Annotated in this window: 1 pseudogene; it reads right to left on the bottom strand. The window is 32.0% G+C overall.

The window, feature by feature from the left end:
* Positions 1 to 161 precede the first annotated feature (161 nt).
* Positions 162 to 440: pseudogene (locus tag Q1A73_RS24485) on the bottom strand (hypothetical protein); the annotation flags it as partial.

The raw sequence follows: 440 nt of genomic DNA, 5'->3' as shown, positions 1-440 counted from the left end.
AACGCCAAATATATGAATCGGAGCTAGGCAAGTATACCTGAACCAATTGATCTATCTGCGCATTTTTATTTCTTGTATAATTTATAAAAATCTAGCGCCATTGCAAAAAGTAAATGGCCTTTCGATTAAACATAAACTTTGCTCTGATTTTATATATGATGTTAGGTACTGGCTTTTCTTTCCGTTTTAAGTTTCTCACCATAATTCAAGCTTTTCAAAAATTTCAATTGCCTCTCAAATAAATATCCGTTTGATATGAAGTTCATTTCGTATTCAGTTGTCAGGATAATCAATTCCATCTGATCAATTGAATATTCGTGAGAGCGAAATCTAAAATATCTTGCGTAAAGAATCGAAACTCCAAGTTTTAACAAAATCCACATTGGTGATAGAAAAAAAGGATCGATTTCCTCCTTCCCACGAACAATTCTTATTTCTAA

This window comes from uncultured Aquimarina sp. (assembly GCF_947492115.1).
In the GTDB taxonomy this organism is placed as follows: Bacteria; Bacteroidota; Bacteroidia; order Flavobacteriales; family Flavobacteriaceae; genus Aquimarina.
Note: the sequence above shows the minus strand (reverse complement) of the source record. Positions and strands in the feature narration are given on the sequence as shown.